At 62.1% G+C, this 18,181-nt stretch carries 18 protein-coding genes, 1 tRNA gene and 1 pseudogene; 10 read left to right on the forward strand and 10 right to left on the reverse strand.

Annotated elements, in window-relative coordinates:
• Window positions 1-2: 2 nt before the first annotated feature.
• Both lipB and FEV53_RS10240 read right to left on the reverse strand, forming a co-directional pair.
• Window positions 3-659: a lipoyl(octanoyl) transferase LipB gene (gene lipB / locus FEV53_RS10235; protein ID WP_142834722.1), complete on the reverse strand. Its 657-nt coding sequence runs from the start codon at window positions 657-659 to the stop codon at window positions 3-5.
• A gap of 60 nt (window positions 660-719) precedes the next feature.
• Window positions 720-805 (reverse strand) — tRNA-Leu (locus tag FEV53_RS10240).
• A 298-nt stretch (window positions 806-1,103) separates the two neighbouring features.
• Between FEV53_RS10240 and FEV53_RS10245 the strand changes: the two genes are divergently transcribed.
• The 5 genes and pseudogenes from FEV53_RS10245 to FEV53_RS10265 form a co-directional block, all read left to right on the forward strand.
• Window positions 1,104-2,204: an ABC transporter ATP-binding protein gene (locus tag FEV53_RS10245; protein ID WP_142834723.1), complete on the forward strand. Its 1,101-nt coding sequence runs from the start codon at window positions 1,104-1,106 to the stop codon at window positions 2,202-2,204.
• 96 nt (window positions 2,205-2,300) lie between these two features.
• Entirely contained in the window at window positions 2,301-3,401 is a 1,101-nt protein-coding gene (locus FEV53_RS10250; RefSeq protein WP_425465481.1) for an extracellular solute-binding protein, read from the forward strand.
• Window positions 3,402-3,476: 75 nt separating this feature from the next.
• The gene (locus FEV53_RS10255) at window positions 3,477-3,767 is read left to right on the forward strand and encodes a DUF1330 domain-containing protein (RefSeq protein WP_142834725.1); all 291 of its coding nucleotides are present in this window, start codon (window positions 3,477-3,479) and stop codon (window positions 3,765-3,767) included.
• 44 nt (window positions 3,768-3,811) lie between these two features.
• A complete protein-coding gene (locus FEV53_RS10260) occupies window positions 3,812-5,443 on the forward strand; it encodes an ABC transporter permease (RefSeq protein WP_185962164.1) in 1,632 nt (543 codons plus the stop codon).
• Window positions 5,444-5,453: 10 nt separating this feature from the next.
• Window positions 5,454-6,305 (forward strand): annotated as a pseudogene (locus tag FEV53_RS10265) (ABC transporter permease); the annotation flags it as partial.
• A 69-nt stretch (window positions 6,306-6,374) separates the two neighbouring features.
• Here FEV53_RS10265 and FEV53_RS10270 read toward each other — a convergent pair.
• Both FEV53_RS10270 and FEV53_RS10275 read right to left on the reverse strand, forming a co-directional pair.
• Window positions 6,375-7,151, reverse strand: a complete 777-nt coding sequence (locus tag FEV53_RS10270; RefSeq protein WP_142834727.1) for a hypothetical protein — start codon at window positions 7,149-7,151, stop codon at window positions 6,375-6,377.
• Complete coding sequence (locus FEV53_RS10275; RefSeq protein ID WP_142834728.1) at window positions 7,151-7,411, reverse strand: spike base protein, RCAP_Rcc01079 family; 261 nt, start codon at window positions 7,409-7,411, stop codon at window positions 7,151-7,153. Before FEV53_RS10275 ends, FEV53_RS10270 begins: the two co-directional genes overlap by 1 nt.
• A gap of 141 nt (window positions 7,412-7,552) precedes the next feature.
• Here FEV53_RS10275 and FEV53_RS10280 point away from each other — a divergent pair, with 141 nt between their 5' ends.
• Window positions 7,553-8,989: a mannose-1-phosphate guanylyltransferase/mannose-6-phosphate isomerase gene (locus FEV53_RS10280; RefSeq protein WP_142834729.1), complete on the forward strand. Its 1,437-nt coding sequence runs from the start codon at window positions 7,553-7,555 to the stop codon at window positions 8,987-8,989.
• 6 nt (window positions 8,990-8,995) lie between these two features.
• On the opposite strand, the gene FEV53_RS10285 is transcribed toward FEV53_RS10280, so the two are convergent.
• The 5 genes from FEV53_RS10285 to FEV53_RS10305 form a co-directional block, all read right to left on the reverse strand.
• On the reverse strand, window positions 8,996-9,499 hold the full coding sequence (locus FEV53_RS10285; protein WP_142834730.1) for a SixA phosphatase family protein: 504 nt from the start codon (window positions 9,497-9,499) through the stop codon (window positions 8,996-8,998).
• Window positions 9,496-10,122: a ferredoxin gene (locus FEV53_RS10290; RefSeq protein ID WP_142834731.1), complete on the reverse strand. Its 627-nt coding sequence runs from the start codon at window positions 10,120-10,122 to the stop codon at window positions 9,496-9,498. The genes FEV53_RS10285 and FEV53_RS10290 overlap by 4 nt, the downstream gene beginning before the upstream one ends.
• Window positions 10,119-10,994 (reverse strand): acetylglutamate kinase, encoded by an 876-nt coding sequence (gene argB, locus FEV53_RS10295; RefSeq protein WP_142834732.1) that lies wholly within the window; start codon window positions 10,992-10,994, stop codon window positions 10,119-10,121. Before argB ends, FEV53_RS10290 begins: the two co-directional genes overlap by 4 nt.
• 73 nt (window positions 10,995-11,067) lie before the next feature.
• Window positions 11,068-12,855, reverse strand: a complete 1,788-nt coding sequence (locus FEV53_RS10300) for a c-type cytochrome (RefSeq protein ID WP_142834733.1) — start codon at window positions 12,853-12,855, stop codon at window positions 11,068-11,070.
• A 110-nt stretch (window positions 12,856-12,965) separates the two neighbouring features.
• Window positions 12,966-13,583: a TetR/AcrR family transcriptional regulator gene (locus FEV53_RS10305; protein WP_142834734.1), complete on the reverse strand. Its 618-nt coding sequence runs from the start codon at window positions 13,581-13,583 to the stop codon at window positions 12,966-12,968.
• Between the two features lie 169 nt (window positions 13,584-13,752).
• On the opposite strand from FEV53_RS10305, the gene mbfA reads away from it, so the two are divergent.
• The gene (gene mbfA, locus FEV53_RS10310) at window positions 13,753-14,730 is read left to right on the forward strand and encodes an iron exporter MbfA (protein ID WP_142834735.1); all 978 of its coding nucleotides are present in this window, start codon (window positions 13,753-13,755) and stop codon (window positions 14,728-14,730) included.
• Here the strand turns inward: mbfA and FEV53_RS10315 are convergent.
• Window positions 14,727-16,064, reverse strand: a complete 1,338-nt coding sequence (locus FEV53_RS10315; protein WP_142834736.1) for a Hint domain-containing protein — start codon at window positions 16,062-16,064, stop codon at window positions 14,727-14,729. The two genes, mbfA and FEV53_RS10315, sit on opposite strands and share 4 nt — an antisense overlap.
• A 191-nt stretch (window positions 16,065-16,255) precedes the next feature.
• On the opposite strand from FEV53_RS10315, the gene fghA reads away from it, so the two are divergent.
• From fghA to FEV53_RS10330, 3 genes are read left to right on the forward strand one after another with little or no spacing between them, the layout of a single operon-like run.
• Window positions 16,256-17,089 (forward strand): S-formylglutathione hydrolase, encoded by an 834-nt coding sequence (gene fghA, locus FEV53_RS10320; protein ID WP_142834737.1) that lies wholly within the window; start codon window positions 16,256-16,258, stop codon window positions 17,087-17,089.
• Window positions 17,086-17,538: a YaiI/YqxD family protein gene (locus FEV53_RS10325; RefSeq protein WP_142834738.1), complete on the forward strand. Its 453-nt coding sequence runs from the start codon at window positions 17,086-17,088 to the stop codon at window positions 17,536-17,538. The genes fghA and FEV53_RS10325 overlap by 4 nt, the downstream gene beginning before the upstream one ends.
• A complete protein-coding gene (locus tag FEV53_RS10330; protein WP_142834739.1) occupies window positions 17,535-18,158 on the forward strand; it encodes an HAD family hydrolase in 624 nt (207 codons plus the stop codon). The genes FEV53_RS10325 and FEV53_RS10330 overlap by 4 nt, the downstream gene beginning before the upstream one ends.
• Window positions 18,159-18,181: the final 23 nt, after the last annotated feature.

An 18,181-nucleotide genomic window follows, 5' to 3' on the forward strand; every position in this document is an offset into this window, starting at 1 on the left:
CGTCAGCCCTTGCCGAACACAGATTCAAAATTGCGCCGCAGGGCTACATCAACGTCCTCCATGGTCACCGGCAGCCCCAGATCCACGAGGCTGGTGACCCCGTGATCGCGAATGCCGCAGGGGACGATGCCGTCGAAATGGCTCAGGTCGGGCTCCACATTCAGGGACAGCCCGTGCATGGAGACCCACTTGCGCAAGCGCAGGCCGATGGCGGCAACCTTGTCTTCATGGGGTTGGCCGTCGGGGCCGGGAGGCAGCTCCGGGCGGACGACCCAGACGCCAACGCGACCTTCGCGAATCTCGCCCTTGACGTTGAAGCTGTCGAGCGTCGCGATCACCCATTCTTCGAGCTGGGCCACAAATTTGCGAACATCCCGCCCACGCGCAGCCACGTCCAGCATCACGTAAGCGATTCGCTGGCCAGGCCCGTGATAGGTGTACTGCCCGCCACGGCGGCTTTCATAAACCGGGAATCGATCCGGGTCAGTGAGATCCTCGACCCGCGCCGAGGTTCCGGCAGTGTACAGGGGCGGATGCTCCAGCAGCCAGACCAGCTCCGAAGCGGTGCCCGAGCGAATCGCGGCACATCGGGCCTCCATCTCGGCCACAGCGTCCTCGTATGGGACGAGTTCTGATGAAATGCGCCATTCAACAGGCATGGGGTCCTCACAACTGCAACAGGGAGCCAAACTGCGGGGAGGGTTTAACCCGGCGGGGACTGGTGCGGTCGAGAGGACTTGAACCTCCACGAGTGTTACCTCACAGCGACCTCAACGCTGCGCGTCTACCATTCCGCCACGACCGCATTGAGTTCCCGGCCGGGTTAGCGCCGTTTAGCGAAACGTTCCGGGGATGCAAAGGCCTTTTTTTCATCTGACAGAAAATCTGCTTGGGCAGGTTTCTCAGGACAAGGATCTGGCCTGAAACCGACCGCCCTCTTGGCGGGAACGGCAACATCGGCATTTTTATCGCCTCATTAAATTGGCTGCGTTTTCCCGGTATTTTGGATAATTTTATTGCGTCCCTTGCAAATCCGAAGCGCGTTTGATTTGTTCCGGCGAAAGAGCCGCGACCAAACGGCGGCGAGAACAGGGAGAGACCAGGTGCTGGACACCCGCAGCGGACAAGCGTTCGTCGAATTCGATCGCGTGCAAAAAAGCTACGATGGCGAAAATCTGGTTGTGAAAGACCTCAACCTCTCAATCCCCAAGGGCGAGTTTCTGACGATGCTCGGGCCGTCGGGTTCGGGCAAGACCACGTGCCTGATGATGCTGGCCGGGTTCGAGACGGCGACCTACGGCGAGATCCGCCTCGACGGGCAGGAGATCAACAACATCCCACCGCATAAGCGCGGCATCGGTATGGTCTTCCAGAACTACGCTCTGTTTCCGCACATGACGGTGGCCGAAAACCTCGCCTTTCCGCTCGAAGTGCGGAAGATGGGCAAATCTGAGCGCGACGAGAAGATCAAGCGCGCCCTCGACATGGTGCAGATGGGGGCCTTCGGGGGCCGTCGCCCGGCGCAGCTTTCGGGGGGGCAGCAGCAGCGGATCGCCTTGGCCCGCGCGCTGGTGTTCGAGCCGGAACTGGTGCTGATGGATGAACCGCTCGGCGCGCTCGATAAGCAACTGCGCGAGAGCCTGCAATTCGAGATCACCAATCTGGCCCATGAACTCGGCATCACCGTGGTCTATGTGACCCACGACCAGACCGAGGCCCTGACCATGTCCGACCGGGTCGCCGTGTTCGATGACGGCCGCATCCAGCAGCTCGCCCCGCCCGATGAGCTTTATGAGCAGCCGCAGAACAGTTTCGTGGCCCAGTTCATCGGTGAGAACAACACGTTGGCCGGTAAGGTGACGCAGCTCTCGGGTGATCGCTGCGTGGTGCAGCTCGATGGCACTGGCGAAGAAATCGACGCCATGCCGGTGAATGTGAACAATGTGGGCGATCAGACGCTCGTTTCGATCCGGCCCGAGCGCGTGGAATTTAACCCCGAGCTTGGCCCGGACGCCCATACACTCGATGCCGAAGTGCTCGAATTCATCTATATGGGCGACGTGTTCCGCACCCGTCTGCGGGTCGCCGGACGCGATGACTTCATCGCCAAGACCCGCAACCGCGCCGATCAGCACCGCTTCCAAAAGGGTGATAAGGTCAAGATTGGATGGTTGCCTCAGGATTGCCGGGCGCTCGATCACTGAGCGTCTGAGCCATGAGCCCGGCGGGTCGCCCAGCCTGCCGGGAGCTACGAACAAGGGTATCCTAACAAGGAGAGAAACGTGAAAATTCAGACTCTTATGATGAGCTCCGCCGCGTTCGCGGTTGCCGCTACCGGTGCTTTCGCTGATGGCCATGGCAACATGTCCAACGAGATGACTGTGGTGTCGTGGGGCGGCGCCTACCAGTCCAGCCAGGACAACGCCTACGTGAAACCTTACGTCGAGGCGAACCCCGACGTGAGCGTCACCTGGGACGAGTCCTCCGCTGAGGCCGTCGCCAAGCTGCGCGCCATGAACGAGGCCGGTAACATCACCTGGGACCTCGTGGACGTGGTGGCCTCCGACGCCATTCGTCTCTGCGACGAAGGTCTGGCGATGGAAATCGACCATGACGAAGTGCTCGCGGCCGCGCCCGATGGCACCTCCGCCAGCGACGATTTCGGCGATCTGATCGTCTCCGACTGCTTCATCCCGCAGATCGTGTATTCCACCACCGTTGGCTATCGCACCGATGCCGAGGGCTGGAACGGCACGCCCGAGTCGATCTGCGCCATCTGGGATATGGAGAACTTCCCGGGTCAGCGGAGCCTTGAGAAGCGTCCAATCGGCAACCTCGAATGGGCCCTGCTCTGCGATGGCGTGGCTAAGGAAGACATTTACGACGTGCTGGAGACCGACGAAGGTCAGGACCAGGCCTTTGCCAAGCTCAGCGAGATCAAGGACCAGGTGGTCTGGTGGACCGCTGGCGCCGACACGCCGCAGTTGCTGGCCGATGGCGAAGTCGTCATGGGTTCGACCTATAACGGCCGTCTGTTCAGCCTGATTGCCGAGCAGAACCAGCCGGTTGCCATGCTCTGGGACGCGCAGGTCTTCGACCTTGACGGCTGGATCATCCCCGCTGGTCTGTCTGATGAGAAACTGGCCCGCGTGAAGGACTTCCTGAACTTCGCCACTGACACCCAGCGTCTGGCCGACCAGTCCAAGTACATCTCCTACGGCCCGGCCCGTATGTCCTCGGCTCCGCTTGTCAGCACCCATGCCGATCTCGGCATCGAAATGGCGCCGCACATGCCGACCGACCCGGCCAACGCGACCAACACCTTCCTCTACAACTATGAGTGGTGGGCTGATTATCGCGACGATCTGGACGCCAAGTTCCAGGCCTGGCTGACCCAGTAAGGTCTGCGACCCAAAGCAAAAGGGGCGGGCCCGAGTGGCCCGTCCCGACCCCCACCCACTGGCGAAAGACCGACCATGCCCAAAGGATACATCATCGGCCATATCCGGGTGACGGACCCGGAGGGTTATCCCGAATATGTTCAGAAAGACACGCCGATCCTGCAGGCCCATGGTGCGCGCTTCATCGTCCGGGGCGGGCAGTCGGAGACGCCTGAGGGAGAAGAAATGGGCCGCCACGTGGTGATCGAATTTGACAGCTACGAGGCCGCCAAAGCCGCCTATAACGATCCGGAGTATCAGGCCGTCGCCGAGATCCGCCGCCGCTGTGCGGAGAGCACCATCATTCTGGTCGAAGGCACCGACTGAGCGCGACCGGATATCCGGCGCGCGCAGGGGAGGACAAAAGAACAATGAGCAGCGCAGACATGCAGCAGACAGACGGTCCAATGCTGGCCGCCGACGGCACGCCGTTGAAGAAATCCCTGAGCCGGGCGCTCCGGGCGCAGAAGATCCGGGCGCTGTTACTGATCGCACCGCTGCTCCTGTTCATCGTGATCACTTTCATCGCGCCGATTGCGGACATGCTGTTTCGGTCCGTGCAGAACGACATCGTGTCGGAAACGCTCCCGCGCACTGTGGTTGAGCTTGACCGCTGGGAAGGCGGAGATGCGCCGGACGAGCAGACCTTTACCGCGCTGGCCAAGGATCTGGCCGTCGCGACAGAGCTGAAAACCCACACTCGCCTAGGCTCCCGCCTCAATTATGAGACCACCGGGGTCTCCTCCTTGTTCCGCAAGTCGGGCCGTAAGGTCGACGAGGTTGGCGAAGTCTATCAGGACCAGTTCGAAGACCTGAACGAAGCCTGGGAAGAGCCCGCGACGTGGGTGGGCCTCATGGCCGATCCGGACTGGATCTCGGGTCAGGCCAATGCCGAAGGGGCCGGATCTCCCTTCCTGATCTCCCCTGTCGCGCAGCAGGCCTTGCCCGAGACGGCACGCATGTACAGCCAGTTTGCCACCGTCATCCAGACCGAGGATGCGGACAACCCGGCCCAAGAAAAGCCCTGGGCCATCGTCTATCAGGCGCTTTACGAGGACCTGAGCGGTGGCGCTGATGCGGCGGCGTTCTATGACGGTGACTTGGTGGCACTCATCACCGAAGCACAAGGCGCAGTCGGCGGTTTCGAGACCCAGCCGGTTCGCGAGTTCTTCCTCGACGAGATTGACGAAGACTGGGCCGATCCGCAGATCTGGGGCACCATCGAAGCGTTCTCCAGCCCCTACACGGCCGGTTATTTCCTTTCGGCCATCGACTTCCAGCTGACCCCTGACGGCGTGTCGCTGCGTCCCGATGATGAGCGGGTTTACGGCACCCTGTTCTGGCGGACCTTCAAGATGTCGATGATCATCATGGTCAGCTGCATCCTGCTGGGCTACCCGATCTCCTTTCTGCTCTCGAACCTGCCCCTGCGCACCTCGAACCTGTTGCTGATTCTCGTGCTGCTGCCCTTCTGGACCTCGCTTCTCGTCCGAACCTCGGCGTGGAAAGCGCTTTTGCAGAATGAGGGCGTGATCAACGATCTGCTGGTCTGGTCGGGGCTCATTTCCGATGCCGGGCGACTGGCGCTGATCAACAACCAGACGGGCACGATCATTGCCATGACGCATATCCTGCTGCCTTTCATGATCCTGCCGCTCTATTCGGTGATGAAGACCATCCCTCCCTATTACGTGCGCGCCGCCAAATCGCTGGGCGCGAGCAACTGGACGGCCTTCTGGCGGGTCTACTTCCCGCAGTCAGTGCCGGGCATTGGCGCGGGCTGCATCCTCGTCTTCATCCTCGCCATCGGCTACTACATCACCCCGGCCATTGTCGGCGGCACGGACGGTATCTTTATCTCGAACCGGATCGCCTACCACATCTCGTCCTCGCTGAACTGGGGTCTGGCGGCGGCGCTGGGGACCATCCTGCTCGTGGTCGTGCTGCTACTCTACTACATCTACGACCGCATCGTCGGCATCGACAACGTGAGCCTGGGATAAGGAGACGACCATGGAATTGCCCCCCTATGCCACGCTCGGACAGAAGGTCTGGCACTACACGTTCCTCGTGATCTGTGGCCTGATCTTCTTCTTCCTGATCGCGCCGATCCTCATCATCATCCCGCTCAGCTTCAACGCGGAGAACTTCTTTACCTTTACGCCCGGGATGCTGGCTTTGGAGGCGGATGCCTACTCGCTGAAGCACTACGAGGACTTCTTTACTAATCCGTCCTGGCAATCGGCGATGTGGAACTCGATCAAAATCGCCCCCGTGGCGACCCTATTGTCGGTTTCGTTGGGTACGCTCGCGGCGGTGGGCTTGTCGCAACCCCACGTGCCGTTCCGTCGTGCGATCATGGCGATCCTGATCTCGCCGATGATCGTGCCCCTGATCATCTCGGCGGCCGGCATGTATTTCTTCTACAGCCGGATCGGGATGCAGGGCACCTATTGGGGTGTGGTGCTGGCCCACGCCGCTCTGGGCATCCCCTTTGTCATCATCACGGTGACGGCGACGCTGGTGGGCTTTGACAACTCCCTGACCCGGGCTTCCGCCAATCTCGGCGCGGATCCGGTGCGGACCTTTTTCAAGGTCCAGATGCCGCTGATCCTGCCCGGGGTGATCTCTGGTGGCCTCTTTGCCTTTATCACGTCTTTTGACGAGGTTGTGGTGGTGCTGTTTGTCGGCTCCGCGGGTCAGAAGACGCTACCCTGGCAGATGTTCATCGGCCTGCGCGAGCAAATCTCGCCGACTATTCTCGCGGTGGCGACGATCCTCGTGGTGATCTCCATCGGCCTGCTGACGACCGTGGAAATCCTGCGCCGCCGGTCCGAGCGGCTTCGGGGCATGAGCCCCGGCTGATCCGTCTTTTGCGAGCACTGCGGGACAAAGAACGCACCAACGGTCGCCTTGTCCCGCCAGTTGCTCCTGTCACAGAGCGTAAAGGCTCATCAGATACGACCGAGCGGCGAGAGCTGCGGGCTCAGGCGATACGTGATTGTGGTCGTCGGACACCGGGATGAAAACCACGTCGCCGATGCTGCCTTGCCACGACTTGCCGTTTTCCTGACGGGCGTGACCGATGCAGTCGATAAGATAGCCGCCCGGCGACCAAGGGGCGAGATCCACCATGCCCCCGTTGTGCCAGATGGAGCACTGCCCCCCCTGCACACGAATTTCGAGCATCGCCCAGGCATTGTCGGCGACCGTGAAACTGCCGCTCGCATGGACCAATACACCCCCTTTGAGAAAACGGATGGATTTTTCCGTTTCACTGATGTGGATCAACACCGCCCCGGTCGCGCCGTTGCTGGCCCGGTCGTCCTCTCCGAAAAATCGGGCAGTTCCCGAAGCGGCCGTGTAGATTTTCAGGGGGATCAGGATATGCCCGCCATCCAGATCCAGAGCCGTGGACAGCAACAGTTTTTCGTTGTCTGCCGTGCCGGTTTTGAAAAGCGTCTCAGATCCCGTCCAAGTGATCTGGCTGCCGGTTGCGTCAGGATAGGAGCCGCCACCGAGACTCGCGACAGTCTGAACGATATTATCCGCAACGATCGTCATGTGTGACGGGTCGGACAGGGGAAGATGCAGCAAAATCTCGCCGGCATTTTGACCGTAATGAACGTTGAGTTCCTGATCCACCGGCGGCGCGCCCCCCTCCGCCGTCGGCATCGTTTGAGCCAGATCGCAGCCAATCGCGATGCGCATCAGATCATCCCCACAATGCCCGTCGCGGTGGTGCCGGTCGCGAGAACCCGGGCTACGCGGACCGGGAAAGCCCCGCCTGCCACAACGTAGATTGTCGCGAGGCTGCCACCGACGGTCTCGACCCGGACACTCCCGCTTTGAGCGACATTCAGCCCACGCACGCAAACCGGCAGCACTGCGGAGTCGTCGGGCGTGATCTCTATGAGTTCTGTGGCGGGGCTTTCGAGGCCACTGGAATAATCCTTGAAACGATCGGTCATGTCAGTCTCCAATTTTTGGCGTGCCTTGGCAAAGGTGGCCAATACAGGGTGAAGGATTTGCAAACTCATCGTGCGCTCAGGGCAGATGGACCTCGAATCCGAGGGCTGTTACCCTTGGCTCTCACGACGAGGTTGGCGCACATGCACATCATTCATCCGGTCATTCTCTGCGGCGGATCGGGCACGCGGCTCTGGCCCCTCTCTCGCAAGAGCTTTCCCAAGCAATTCACTCCAATTCTTGATGGTCGCAGCTTGTTTCAGGCAACAGCCGCGCGGCTGAATGGACCCGGCGAAGGCCTCGACTTCGCGGCGCCAGTGGTGGTGACCAACGCCATGTTCCGCTTCGTTGTGACCGAGCAGCTCGTGGGCGAAGGCATTGATCCCGGTGCGATCCTGATCGAGCCTGAGGGCCGAAATACGGCGCCTGCTATCTGCGCCGCCGCTCTCTTTCTTTCCCGGACGGATCCCGATGCGCTGATGCTCGTAGCGCCCTCCGACCATCTGATCCCCGATGACCGGGCGTTGAGGTCGGCGGTGGCTGAAGGAGTCCCATCGGCCCTGTCGGGGCATCTGACGCTATTCGGGATCAGGCCCACAAGACCTGAGACAGGCTATGGATATCTGGAGCTTGCCGCCGCTGCCGAAGGTCCGACGCCTCTCCGACGTTTCGTCGAGAAGCCCGATGCCGAGACAGCCGCCCGCCTGATCGACGACGGCCAACATCTCTGGAATGCCGGTATCTTTCTGTTCCGCGCCAGTGATATCCTGGCCGCTTTCGAGACTCACGCGCCCGAGGTCCTCGCTGCTGTCCGGGAGGCGGTTGAACAGGCCGAGGTCGATCTGGGTTTCCTCCGCCTCGCGCCGGAGCCATGGAGCCGCGCCCCGGATATTTCCGTCGATTACGCGGTGATGGAGCGGTCTGCGGGCCTCCACGTGGTCCCTTATGACAGCGACTGGTCGGATCTGGGAGGCTGGGACGCGATCTGGAGCGTTCTGGACAAGGACGCTGCCGGGAACGCAATTTCGAACCATGCGACCGCGATTGATTGTACTGACACGCTGTTGCGTTCCGAGTCGCAGGACGTAGAGCTCGTGGGCATCGGGTTATCTGACATGATCGCCGTGGCGATGAACGACGCGGTACTGGTCGCGCCCATGGATCGCGCGCAGGAGGTCAAGGATGCCGTGGCCGCGCTAAAGGCAAAGGGCGCCGGGCAGGCGACGACATTCCCCGTCGATCACCGTCCATGGGGCTGGTTCCAGAGCCTCGTGGTCCGCGATCGCTTCCAGGTGAAGCGCATCCACGTTCATCCCGGCGGGGCACTGTCCTTGCAGAGCCATTTTCACAGGTCCGAGCATTGGATCGTCGTGCAGGGCACGGCCAGGGTGACGGTCGATGACGAGGTCAGTCTCCTGTCGGAAAATCAGAGCGTCTATGTCCCGCTGGGGTCTGTGCACCGGCTTGAAAATCCGGGCAAGGTCCCGATGGTGCTGATTGAGGTGCAGACTGGCAGCTATCTCGGCGAGGACGACATCATTCGTTACGAGGACGTCTACGCCCGCGATGGCGCAGAATGAGGCCTGTCAGACGAGCTCACGAGGGATCACGAAATCGACGACGGTTCCGCTGCGATCCCGGATGTCGGTCCAGCTGTCTGCGCTGAAATCGAGTACCAGTGTCGCGCATGTGGGGAATCGGCTAAACGCCTCATGCGGGATCGTCGTCGCAGAAAGCTGGCGAACAAGTTCGCACATTCCTGGATTGTGGCCGATCATCTGCACGGTTTGTGCCGTTTCGCCAGCCAGATAACAGAGCATATGATCGGGGTCGGCATGATAAAGGCCGGACTCGTAACGCTCCGACACGGTCCGGCCCAGCTCCGCTGAAATCAGCGACCAGGTCTCCCGAACCCGTGTGGCCGTGGACAGCAGCGCGGTGTCTGGAAGGTAGCCGTGGCGCTTTTGCCAGAGGCCGATCGCGGGTGCAGACACGTTGCCACGTTCGTTCAGGGGGCGGTCATGATCGGCGAGCCCGGCATGGGACCAGTCAGACTTGGCGTGGCGGGTGAGGATCAGGCGCAGCGTCATCGGATGAAGGCCTCCATGTGGAAACGTCCTTGAGCGGCTGCGCGGTCGGGGCCGACTGGGCAAGCGCGCCGGACCAAACATCCATCTCGGCAGGTGTTGCTCTCGGCGAGATGTGCGCGGCAACGCGCCGTGTCATAGCCGTCAGGTCCCATGGCATTCACGGGGCAGGCGGTCAGGCAGGGGCGGGGACATGGCGTGCAGGGCGATGGGGTTGGGGCCTCTGGAGAGAGTGTCTCGGTAAAGCCAAGGGCGCCCCGGTAGGAAACGTGCAGCCCTGCCTCCGCATGGACGAGGAGCTGGACCGGAGACGCAAACGCGGCCCCAGTGCGCAGCGCCCAGCCTATAAAGGGCCGGGCGGGAGTGCCGAAAGGATAGAGTGCGGTCGCGCCCAACTCGTCCGCGACGTCATCCAGGACCCGCTGCGACCAACGGTCCAGCGGGTCGGATACGCCGTCTGAAGCTTCGGGTGACGCGGAAAAGACGTCCCAGAACCCGGGCTCTTCAGGCCCCACAAGGACCAGGCTGCCCAGCCCGGGCAACTCGTCAGCGCTGGTGACAGTGCATGTGCCGAGGGGTCGGAGCCCATGGGGCGCCAACGCCTCTGTCACATTGGGCGCTGTCACCTCGGGCCCCGGATCAGCGTGCCGGCACCGGCTTCGGTGTAAAGCTCCAGCAGGCAGGCATTGGGCACCCGACCGTCGAGGATGACCGCCGCGCGTACACCACCTTCCATGGCGTCGAGGGCGGTTTCTGTCTTTGGAATCATGCCCCCGGCAATGGTGCCGTCCTGGGTCAGCTCGCGGATCGCCTCGGGTGTGATCTCCGAAATCACCTCTCCATCGGCGCCCTTCACGCCGGCCACATCGGTCAGGAGCAAGAGCCGGTCGGCTTTCAGTGCTGCCGCGATGGCACCGGCTGCGGTGTCGCCATTCACGTTGAAGGTCTCGCCATTTCGACCCGTGCCGATGGGCGCGATTACCGGGATGGTCTTGCTGTCCTTCAGACGCTCCAGAAAGCCCGGATTGCACTCCACCGGCGTGCCGACGAAGCCAAGCGCGGGATCGGTCTGTTCGCAGACCATCAGCCGTGCGTCCTTGCCCGAGATACCGACCGCCGTACCACCCTCAGCCTGAATTGCCTGCACGATGCGCTTGCCCACGAGACCCGAGAGCACCATCTCGACCACCTCGATGGTGGCGGCATCGGTGACGCGTTTGCCGTTGACGAACTCGCTCTCCACCCCCTGCGCCTTCAGCGTGGCGTTGATCATCGGGCCGCCCCCATGGACGATGACCGGATTCACGCCCACATGACTCATTAACACGATATCGCGGGCAAAACTGCGCATGGCCTCGTCTGAGCCCATGGCATGACCGCCGAGCTTAATCACCACTGTGGCGTGGTTGTAGCGCTGGAAGAACGGCAGTGCCTGACTGAGCGTGCGCGCGGTCGCTGCAAAAGGGTTATCGAGGGATTGGGGGGCGTGATCCGTCATGGGGTCCTGGGCCTTGGGATGAAAGACGCGCGAGCCACGGGGCCCGCGCGCAACTTTCTTACCCTGCTCAGGATTACTTCGCCAGAGGCTCTTGCGCTGCGAACCAAGCGGCCACGTCATCCCGCTGCTCTGCCGTCATCTGTGACGCAATGGCGGGCATCGGCGAGAAGCCGTAAATCCGTTCGCCTACGACCCCCTGGAAAGTATCGAGCCGGTCCCTGAGATACTCCACATTCTGCCCATTGAGACGCGGAATCAGCGGGTTGGCGGTCTCCCCTCCGTGGCAGCCCAGACAGCTCGGAACATTCGAGTCGGGAATACCGTTCTGTGCAATTGTCGCGCCCCGAGCGATAGCTTCCGCGTCGCCATCCCTGTCGACGCGCACCGGCGTCAGGGTGCCGAAATAGGCAGCTACGTTGGCGATTTCGTCTTCGCTCAGACGTCGGGCGGTCTGGTTCATCTTGGAACTTGGGCGCAATTCCTCGCGGAACTTCCAGAGCTGCTGATGCAGGTAGCTTGCTTTGGTCAGGGTCAGGTTCGGCACGTCACCGCCCTCGCTGCCAAGGCCGCTCGACTGGTGGCATTCCTTGCAGATCCGCTCGACTACTTCGGCCCCGGCGGCAGGATCGGCACTCGCCAGCAAATCTACCACCGGCGGTTTGGCGGCTGGATCCTGTGCGGCCATGTAGGTCGCCACGGCGGCGCGTTCCTCCATGGTGAGGTTCTGGGCGACATAGGGCATCGCTTTCCAATAGCCGCCCGCGCCCCGGACTTCGGTAGCGAAGACGTGCAACTGGTCTTCGATATAGCTGGCGCTCTGACCGGCAAGCGACGGTGCGCTGTCATTATGGCACGTCAGACACGCGGGCACCCCTGCAATGAGTTTGCCCTCGGTCGCGATCTGCTCGCCCAGCGCCATGTCGCCTTTGCCCTGCATCGGCGAGGGCTGGTCCGGCAGGCTGTCATAATAGTCGCCGAGCGCCTTGCGCTGCCCTTCGGAGAGATTTGCCGCGACGATCTGCATGATGCCGGATTTCCGGTTGCCCGAAGCATACGCGTCGAGAGCTCGGGTGATCTGGCCCGCTGACAGGGTTGTCAGGTTCGGAGCACGGCCCTCGGTGGTGCTGCCCGCACCCTCGGCCCCGTGACAGGCTGCGCAGCGCTGAACGAGGTCTCCCTCGATGGCAAAGTCGCGCCACTCGGTGGCAGGCGATGCATAGGCGTATTCCTCCTCGGGCCAGCGGATCCCATTCTGCAAGCCGTTATCCTTCGGTGCGCCGGGTGTGCCATAGGCAATCGCTTCGGCCGCTTCGGCGTTGGACAGATCGCGCGGCTGGAGGAGCGCGACATACTCGTCAGCGGTCATGTCCGGCAGTTGTCTCAGGAAGGCGACCACATTCCAGATCTCATCGCCGCGTCCCTCGGCGGGCCAGGCGGGCATAGCAGACATGCGTACACCCTCATCTACGATGTAATGCAGCTCGCCGTCGGAGAATTGCTCCACGACCGATGCGAGGTGCTGGGGCCGCGGACGCATGGCTAGGGCTTGGGGGTTCTGACCCAGACCGGGTCCGCCGTGACACTTCGCGCAGGCATTGGCGTAATGCTGCGCGCCGAGCAGGACCCGGGACCGGTCGTCCAGATCTTCGGGAACCTCGTCAGGCGCGCGCCGTGCGACCGAGCTTTTGAAGGTCCGGTGCAGGAGGTGATAGACGATCTTCGGGTCTGGCTTGCGCGCCGACAGATCCATGCCCCCGAACATGGCAAAGGCGAAAACGATCAGCCCGACAACGCTGCCCGCCGCAACGACGGCAAGACCGCCCGCGAGCAGTGATTTAACAGAATGCCCCCTGAGTTTCATCACTCCCTCCAGAGATTTTGCCCCATTTTCAGAGAACTAGCGCAGAGGTTGAAAAATCAAGGGAATGTCGCGTCATGCGCGACAAGTTGGCATTCCGGGGATGGTCGGCTCTAGACTGTGGCGTAGCGCGCCAGCCAGGTTTCCACGGCTTCGTCGAGCACATGGGATTGCTCGGCGCAGCTGCAGTCCTGCTGCAGGCCGAGGCATAGCCGGGGAAAGATCTGAGCCTTGCAGAGTTCAGCGAACTGGTGCGCGGCAAGCGTCTTGTCGGTTGCGTGCAATTCGCCACGGGCTTCGGCGAGGTCGATGTAACGGGTTAGCGATCGCTCGATCATGCCCGGTCCGCTCTCCCAAAAGGCGCGGCCCAACTCAGGAAAGCGGCCGGATTCCGCGATGGCGATGCGAAACACGCTGCGCCCCGTCTCTGACAGGAGGAAAGACATGATCGCCCGCCCGGCCTCGGTCAGAAAGACCCGCGGTGCCGCGTTAAAATCGAGCGCGCGGATCGCGGCTTCGCCCTGAACACGGCACTCGTTGGCGGCCACTTCGAGAAATAAGAGGCGCTTGTCAGGGAAATAGCTGTAGAGGGTTGCCTTGGACACGCCTGCGGAGCGCGCGATGGTATCCACGCTGGCACCTTCGAAGCCGTCGCAGAGGAACACTTTGCGCGCACCCTCGACGACCTGCGCGAATTTGCGGCCCCGCTTGATCGGCGGATTTGAGGTCAGATCTGCGATGTGCGCTCTCCCCGGCAGGGACCTGAACAGGTCCCGTGGATCGCAATAAGATGGGCGCTGAACGGATATTGATCAAGGTCGCCTCATACGCGCTCTTTGCGGTTGCCACGCGGCAGGGCCAGATTAGGGTAGAGCTGTCGGTTGTCCGGAGGCGTGCGAGATGGGGCTGAATTTGGGATACAGACGTCAGTTCAAGGATCTGTCCGAGCAGGAAATCCTCGCCCTCGCGATCTCTTCGGAAGAAGATGACGGACGGATCTATCGCAGCTATGCGGCGCGGTTGCGCGAGGAGTTTCCAGCGTCTGCTGCAATTTTTGAGGGCATGGCCGCCGAAGAAGACGAGCACCGTCATCGCCTGATCGAGTTGCACCGCGAGCGGTTTGGCGAGACGATTCCGCTGATCCGCCGGGAGCACGTGGCGGGCTTCTATGCGCGTCGACCGGTCTGGTTGGTCGAAAACCTCGGATTGGAGCGGATCCGCGATGAAGCCGCGCGGATGGAGGAAGAGGCAGGTGCGTTTTACCGAAACGCCGCAGCCCACGCGACGGATGCAAAAACGCGGGCATTGCTTGGGGATCTGGCGGCGGCGGAGGCGGGCCATGTGACTCTGGCCGAGGATCTGACCGAGGCACATCTCGATGGCGAAACCCGGGATAAGGAGGCCGACGCCGCCCACCGCCAGTTCGTGCTGACCTGGGTGCAGCCGGGACTGGCGGGGTTGATGGATGGCTCTGTCTCGACCCTTGCGCCGATCTTCGCGGCGGCTTTCGCCACGGGCGACACGTGGCAGACCTTCCTCGTCGGGCTCGCGGCCAGCGTTGGCGCCGGGATCTCCATGGGCTTCACCGAAGCGGCCTCGGACGATGGGCAGATCTCGGGCCGCGGCTCGCCGGTAAAGCGCGGCATCGCCACCGGTGTGATGACGACGATCGGTGGCCTCGGGCACGCTTTGCCATACCTGATCCCGGATTTCTGGACGGCAACGATCATCGCCTTCGTGGTTGTCTTCGTCGAGCTCTGGGCCATCGCGTGGATTCAGAACCGCTACATGCAGACTCCATTCTGGCGCGCGACCCTTCAGGTCGTGATTGGCGGCGGGCTGGTGCTGGCGGCCGGGATGCTCATCGGATCAGGCTAAGCCATCGCGCGGAGACGGTCGTGCCGGGCAATTCGGGCGACCATATGGCGGGCTCGTTTGCCACGGACGAGGTGCCGCGCAGGCCGAGTGTGACTGCTTGCCTCCAACAACAGGCGCTCTGTCTCGGGCAAAGCCCGTCTAGCCTCCTCTCCAGCTAGCATGCTTTCGCACCAAAGGTTATTGGCCGAGATCACCTCGTGCTGGTCAAACAGCAGGTTCAGGTAGCGCACAGAGCCTGTAGGTGGCAGAATCCTTGCCGCGGGGCTGCCGAGAAGATCCTTGGCGGGTAACAGAACTTCGTCAGCGCCAAACATCCGCTGAGCCACCGCATCCGCAAGCAATACTCGGTGCTGGCGCGACACGACGAGGCGGCGCATCTCACCGCTGCCTTGGTCGGGCAGAGTGATCTGCAGAGGGCGGAGCGTTCCCCGCTGCCGTTGCCATGCGGTTGGCGCGGTGCTGTCGGTGATATGGCGCAGACGTTGCAACCCGTTGTCGCGGGTCTGGATCCGATCACCCGGCTGCAGGTCTTCGACCAGACGCCAGCCGTGACATGTCAGGATCACCGTTCCCGCGACAAAGCAAGTCGGCACGTAGGTCGTCGCGTATCCGATGTCTTCGAGCGAGGCGAGGGTCAGGTTCGAGAACGTGTTGACTCCGAGATTCAAAAAACCGGTCATGATCTCATTGGTGAAGATGTCCTCTTCCCAATGACTGTCCGCCGTCCCCGGACCGCCGTCATTCTCCACTGGCACACCGGTTGCCGCATTCGGATCGGCGGCATAGGCCGACCCGTAAAGCGCTTGATATTCGAACATCGCATTGGCGCCGGTAAAGCGCGGATCGATCGTGCCCGCGCCGGTCAGCAGTCCCTTCTCCTGCCAGATTGTCCCGACGCCAACTACGTGCAGCATCTCGTGCAGAATCGTGGCGGCGTAGAGGTCCGCGTCCTCGAAAAAACCACCCGGCTCAAATTCTGCGATGTCGAATTGCATCACTCCGAGCCAGGGCAACTCCTCGACTCGATCGCCGTCGGCGGCAAGCGGCGTATAGGGCCCGGCCGAACCCAGAATGCCGCCCGGCCCATCGATTGCCTGCAGCGACGCATCGATCTCCAGATCATCGATCGAGAGGGTCCGTGGCGATCCGTTGATCAGGAACGTGGCGTTCACATCGGACAAATCCGACAGGATCACCGAGGACAGAAAATCGGCTGCATCGATGAAGGCCTGCTGATTTGCCTCGGTCCAGCCTGACCCATCGAAGTTGATCTTGATGTCATACCCCGCCGTGCCATCAGCGGACCCACTCAGATACTCGGTCAGAACGGCCATGGTGTCCCTTTTTTACGCATCACTCTCAGGCCACCGGAGGTACCATGGCATCAGAGCAATAAATCTTGGGTGGAAAAGGCTTTACTTGTTACCTACCCATCGGTGTAGCGGTAGGCCAGCCACAAATTTTCCCACCAGTTGACGCAGGGTAGAAAAACACGTCACAACGGCGTGCAGAAAAGAGGTGGCTGATGGAAACCAGATCCGAAAATATCTGCTTTGGCGGCGTGCAAGGGGTCTACACCCACAGCTCGGAGACCTGTGCCAGCGATATGACGTTCGGCCTTTTTCTTCCGGAGGAAGCCAAAACTGGCCCGGTTCCGGTGCTCTGGTTCCTTTCGGGCCTTACCTGCACACATGAGAACGCCATGACCAAGGCCGGCGCTCAGGCCATCGCTGCCGAGACCGGAGTGGCGCTGATTTTTCCTGACACCTCTCCCCGGGGCGAGGGCGTGGCCGATGACGAGAGCTTCGATATGGGTCAGGGCGCCAGCTACTACGTGAACGCGACCGAGAGCCCCTGGGCGTCCCATTTCCGCATGTGGGACTACCTCACCGAGGAGTTGCCCGCGCTGGTCGGGGCCGAATTCCCGCTCGACATGGACCGGCAGGCGATCACTGGCCATTCCATGGGGGGCCACGGGGCGCTGACCATTGGCATGGCCTTGGGGCGGGATCGGTTTACCTCGATTTCCGCCTTTGCGCCCTTGTGCCGGACCATGGACAGTGACTGGGGCACCCGTCAGTTTGGCCTGTATCTCGGCGAGGACCGCGAGAAATGGCGACCTCATGATGCCAGCGAGGTGATGCGGGACAGAGGCTTCGACGGTCCGGTGCTGGTGGATACGGGGACGGCGGACCAGTTTTGGGACAAACTGAAACCCACGGCCCTCGCCACCGCTATGGCCGATCGTCGCCAGCAGGGCGCCTTCCGCCTGCAACCCGGCTACGATCACAGCTATTTCTTCATCTCGACCTTCATCGAAGAGCACGTCGCCTTCCATGCCGAGGCGCTCTACGGGTGATCTATGTCGATGCTGATGCCTGCCCGGTGAAGGACGAGATCGCCACCGTCGCGACCCGCCGCAAGACTCAAGTGACCATGGTTTGCAACGGTGGCCTGCGCCCCTCGCCTAATCCGCTGATCGAGACGGTTTATGTCCCCGAGGGCCCTGATGTGGCAGACCAGTGGATTGCCGACCGCGCTGGGCCGGGAGACGTCGTCGTCACCGATGACATCCCGCTGGCGGCTCGCGCCGTTGAGGGGGGCGCGAAGGTCATCAAGCCCGACGGAGAACTCCTTACCGAGCGCAATGTCGGACAAGCTCTCGCCACCCGCGATCTGATGACGGACCTCCGCAGCGCTGACCCGTTCCGACAGGGTGGCGGCCGCCCCTTCTCCCGCGCGGATCGCTCCCGCTTCAGCGATGCGCTGGAACGGGTCCTCAGAACTCTCCCGGAGGCTCAGATATGACACCCGAACTCGTTGTCTTTGACATTGGCATGGTGCTCCTTAATTGGGATCCGGACGGTTTTTACGACCGCGCCATTGGCCCCGAGGCCCGGCAGCGCCTCTTTGCCGAAGTCCCCCTCTCCGAGGCCAATGAGAGCATCGACAATGGTGCTCCATGGCACGAGACGATTGAGGCCCTCGCCGCCGATCACCCCGAATGGTCCCACGAGATCCTCGCCTGGCGCGATCACTGGCACCTCATGGCGACGCCTCTGATCCCCGACAGCGTCCACCTGCTGCGCGAACTGCGCGGACGGGGCATCGCTTGTTGGGCGCTTACCAATTTCGGGCGTGAAACCTTCGATCTGGCCCAAGAGCTTTATCCGCCGCTGGCCGAATTTGACGGCACGATCGTTTCAGGGCGCCTCAAACTCATGAAGCCGGACCCCGCCATCTACGAAGCCCTCGAAGAGGCGAGCGGCGTCTCCGGTGACCGCATCCTCTTCACCGACGACCGGGCCGAGAACATCGCCGCCGCCGCCGATCGCGGCTGGCGCACACACCTCTTCACCCATTCCGCCGGGTTCGCTGCGCGCCTTCAGGCCGAAGGTCTCCTCCCTGCCGACGCGCTCAGACCCTGAGCGCGTCCGTCCCTTCTCTGTGT

The organism is Palleronia caenipelagi, from assembly GCF_007004065.1.
Lineage (GTDB): Bacteria > Pseudomonadota > Alphaproteobacteria > Rhodobacterales > Rhodobacteraceae > Palleronia > Palleronia caenipelagi.